The 4050-nt window shown below is 45.1% G+C and carries 5 protein-coding genes and 2 pseudogenes; all 7 read right to left on the reverse strand.

All coding sequences use genetic code 11. The annotated features are described in order from the left end of the window. Window positions 1-94: pseudogene (locus tag AB4496_RS09025) on the reverse strand (protein-L-isoaspartate O-methyltransferase); the annotation flags it as partial. Further along, a complete protein-coding gene (gene surE, locus AB4496_RS09030; RefSeq protein ID WP_009847639.1) occupies window positions 95-838 on the reverse strand; it encodes a 5'/3'-nucleotidase SurE in 744 nt (247 codons plus the stop codon). It lies immediately after the preceding pseudogene. Window positions 839-936: 98 nt separating this feature from the next. After that, on the reverse strand, window positions 937-1983 hold the full coding sequence (truD, locus tag AB4496_RS09035; RefSeq protein ID WP_029223074.1) for a tRNA pseudouridine(13) synthase TruD: 1047 nt from the start codon (window positions 1981-1983) through the stop codon (window positions 937-939). A gap of 22 nt (window positions 1984-2005) precedes the next feature. Beyond that, on the reverse strand, window positions 2006-2485 hold the full coding sequence (gene ispF / locus AB4496_RS09040; protein WP_029223073.1) for a 2-C-methyl-D-erythritol 2,4-cyclodiphosphate synthase: 480 nt from the start codon (window positions 2483-2485) through the stop codon (window positions 2006-2008). A 2-nt stretch (window positions 2486-2487) separates the two neighbouring features. Then, window positions 2488-3189 carry a 2-C-methyl-D-erythritol 4-phosphate cytidylyltransferase gene (gene ispD, locus AB4496_RS09045; RefSeq protein ID WP_009847642.1) on the reverse strand — a complete coding sequence of 234 codons (702 nt, stop codon included), beginning with the start codon at window positions 3187-3189 and terminating at the stop codon, window positions 2488-2490. Then, window positions 3189-3470, reverse strand: coding sequence for a cell division protein FtsB (ftsB, locus tag AB4496_RS09050; protein ID WP_009847643.1), 282 nt, complete (start codon window positions 3468-3470; stop codon window positions 3189-3191). The genes ispD and ftsB overlap by 1 nt, the downstream gene beginning before the upstream one ends. Window positions 3471-3772: 302 nt before the next feature. Continuing rightward, window positions 3773-4050 (reverse strand): annotated as a pseudogene (gene eno / locus AB4496_RS09055) (phosphopyruvate hydratase); the annotation flags it as partial.

The following is a 4050-nucleotide window of genomic DNA, read 5'->3' on the forward strand; positions in this document are numbered from 1 at the left end:
TCGGTAGTAAGTAAATAGCATCAAGAACCTTTTGATCCTGAATACCATTTTCTATCAGAAAAGTAACTAAGCGCTCAGCTTGTGGATTACTCACTTATTTATCCCCTAACCATGTAGTCATCGCACCCAACGACTCATGTGCCGTCAGATCAACTTGTAGTGGTGTTACCGACACAAAACCATGTTCAATGGCGTAAAAATCGGTACCCTCACCAGCATCTTGCTCCTTACCAGGAGGGCCAAGCCAATAGATATCATGACCACGTGGGTCTTTCTGCTTAATCATATCTTCAGCATGGTGACGAGCACCTAGACGTGTCACCTGAGTACCCGATATTTGTTCTAATGCTAAGTCAGGGACGTTCACGTTTAACAGGCGATTGGTCGGGATTGGGTTTGCTAAATGTTGTTCGACAATACGGCGAGCAACCGCTGCCGCTGTCTTAAAATGTTGTTTTCCAACCAGAGAAAATGCCACCGATTGAACACCTAAAAAGTGGCCTTCCATTGCTGCTGCGACTGTACCTGAATAAAGCACGTCATCACCAAGGTTAGCTCCGTGATTAATACCCGTTAAAACCAGATCAGGCATGTCACTCTTTAGGAGTTCGTTCAATGCGAAATGTACACAGTCGGTCGGTGTTCCTTGTACCGAATAGGTATTTCTAGCAATCTCTTGAACACGCAAAGGCTGTTCCAAAGTTAATGAATTTGAAGCACCAGAGCGATTACGGTCAGGTGCCACAATGATAACTTCAGCAAGATCACGTAATTCATTTGCCAGCTCATGAATACCTTGAGCATGCACACCATCATCGTTGCTGAGTAAAATCTTCATCTTGTATCCTTTCTTTTGTACCAATGCCAAGTCACTTAAATACCGATATAAAGTCACTTAAATATCAATATAAAGTGACTTAGACCCAAGCAGAATCATTATTGCTCGTAGGTTCTTTCTACGTGTACTTCTTCAACTAGCTCACGAACGATAGCGGTTGCGAAGCAGCCTGCGTCCAGAGAGAATTTAAGAGTGACATTGTCTTCGTTTACTTCCCACACTAAACCCATCGGCTTCAACGAGGCTTCACGGCGATCATGGCGCATACGGTTGCCACAAATAAGCGCCATTAGATCCGGTTCAGCATCAAGGTGTTTCTGCTCTAGAGCTTGAGACGCATCCGTCGTCGGTAACGCATTATCTCCAGCTAAAGCAACGGTAATAAACGCAGAACCATTGGCGATATCTTGGTTTACAGCTTCGATATTAGCGGCTGTCACAGCAAGTTGAGCATCGTTTTTAACTACAATATCGCCGACCAATGCCGAAGCAAACGCATCGTGCTCAATACGGTCAGAAAGAATTAAGTTGTAGATCCAAGAACGAGCTGCAGAGAGGTACAAGCTGCGCTTATTTTGATTACGTGTACGAACGTTTTCACGCCCCCAACGACGAGCTTCAGATAAGTTGTTACCTTCATTGCCAAACCTCTGAGCACCAAAGTAATTTGGCACGCCCACTTGAGCGACTTTTTCCAAACGTTTGACTACATCATCGCAGTCCGTTACTTCAGACAAAGTTAGCTCGAATTGGTTGCCAACTAAATCGCCTGGACGTAACTTTTTGTTGTGGCGTGCTGTCGCCAAGATCTCAATACTTGGGTATTGTGCAAGAAAAGCAGAAAAGTCAGGTTCACCTTTTGGTAGATGCACGCTCAACCACTGTTCTGTCACAGCATGACGGTCCTTCAAACCAGCCCAACTCACGTCTTTCGACTTAACACCACACGCTTTAGCCAGCTCGTTTGCTACAAAGCTCGTGTTCTCACCCGTTTTACGAATGCGCACCATAAGGTGTTCGCCTTCACCAGTGAACTCAAAACCTAAGTCTTCATTAACGACAAAGTGTTCGGCTTTTGCTTTTAGTTTTGCTTTCGCAGTTGGTTTACCGTTTAGATAAGCCAATGAAGATAAAATATCTGACATGCTGTTCTTTTCGTGTTGGTGCTTACGCACTTTTAGTAATTAGGACCACCGCTTCACATGCGATGCCCTCTTTGCGACCTGTAAAACCTAAACGCTCAGTGGTCGTCGCTTTTACATTCACATTGCTAATGCTGGTTTCTAAATCTTGTGCGATAGCGTGGCACATAGAGTCTATATGAGGCGCCATCTTTGGAGCTTGCGCCATGATAGTAATATCGGCATTACCAATCACGTAGCCTTGTTCTTTTACTCGACGATAAACATCTTTTAGCAGTTCACGGCTATCCGCGCCTTTCCACTCATCATCAGTATCGGGGAAATGACGACCAATATCACCGGCAGCAATCGCACCTAATAAAGCGTCACACAACGCATGAAGGGCAACATCACCATCGGAGTGTGCGATAAGACCCTGCTCATAAGGGACTCTAACGCCACCTATAATTACCGGACCTTCACCACCAAACTTATGTACATCAAAGCCATGGCCAATACGAATCATCATTATTCCTTATTCTGACTTAAATAGAACTCAGCAAGTGCTAAATCTTCAGGCTGAGTAATCTTAAAATTATCTGAGCGCCCTGCCACTAAAGCGGGCGATAAACCTTTCCATTCAAAGGCTGAGGCTTCATCGGTAATCGAAACGCCTTGTTGCAACGCCTCGCTTAATGCATTCCACAGAGGCTTTGCTCTGAACATTTGCGGCGTAAGTGCATGCCATAGATCGGCTCGCTCAACGGTATGTTCGATCTGCCCTTGGGCACCTCGCTTCATCGTGTCACGAACTGGCGCCGCTAAAATAGCCCCTACATCATGGCTCATCGCGCCGGAAATTAGCTTGTCGATATCACTGAGTTGAACACAAGGCCTTGCCGCATCGTGAACCATTACCCAATCGCTAAGCTGCTGCTCAGCGATACAGTTTAGCGCAGAGAGTACCGAGTCCGCTCGTTCGCTTCCGCCAGACACTCTGACCACTTTTGGATTCTGGTTGAGTGCTAACTCCGGGTAATAGGGGTCATCATCGCTGATCGCAACGACAATTTGAGAGACTTGTGGATGAGACAGTAATTTCTCAATGGTGTGCTCTAAAATCGTTTTGCCGTTAATCTTAAGATATTGCTTAGGGCGGTCTGCTTTCATTCGGCTACCGACGCCCGCTGCAGGTACAACGGCAATCACACTTTGAAGTTGAGTCGACATTAATGGGGTTCCTCACCAATGATGCGGAAAAACGTTTCGCCTTCTTTTACCATTCCAAGCTCATGACGTGCGCGCTCTTCTATCGCGTCTAAGCCTTGGCGTAGATCATCGATTTCCGCAAACATCTCTGCGTTACGAAGATGGAGCTTTTCGTTTACTTGCTGTTGAACTTGGATTTCGTTGTTCACACCGTAGTAATCAGAAATACCATTTTTACCGAGCCACAGTGTGTGTTGTAGCCAGCCAAACACTATGAGCAGTACTAAAGCAAAAATTCGCATAACACCTTTCGCCGGTTGAAAAAGAAGGAACTAGAATAAGGCACATATATACCATAATGAGCTTATTGGTGCGAGATATGTGGTGTTAGGGAATCAATAAGTCGGAGAATTATTGTCGGGATAAGTATGGTAACAATGAGATTCCCGACTCCTTCCTTCGTCAGTCTAGGGAATGACGAACTTTAGATGTAACGAGGAGGAGCTTTAGAACCTAGAGCTTCTTCCCGTCATTTTCTACAGACAAAAAAATGCCCCGCATAAGCGAGGCATTTAAAAAGCTTAGATTAATAATTCGCTAGGAATTATTGACCTTTAACTTCTTTAAGACCGTTGTAAGGAGCTTTAGAACCTAGAGCTTCTTCGATACGGATAAGTTGGTTGTACTTAGCAACACGGTCAGAACGGCTCATAGAACCAGTTTTGATTTGACCTGCAGCTGTACCTACCGCTAGATCAGCGATAGTTGCATCTTCAGTTTCGCCAGAACGGTGAGAGATTACTGCAGTGTAGCCAGCGTCTTTAGCCATCTTGATAGCAGCTAGAGTCTCTGTTAGAGAACCGATTTGGTTGAACTTGATAA

Source organism: Vibrio sp. 10N.222.46.A1 (genome assembly GCF_041473595.1).
Classification (GTDB): domain Bacteria; phylum Pseudomonadota; class Gammaproteobacteria; order Enterobacterales; family Vibrionaceae; genus Vibrio; species Vibrio tasmaniensis_A.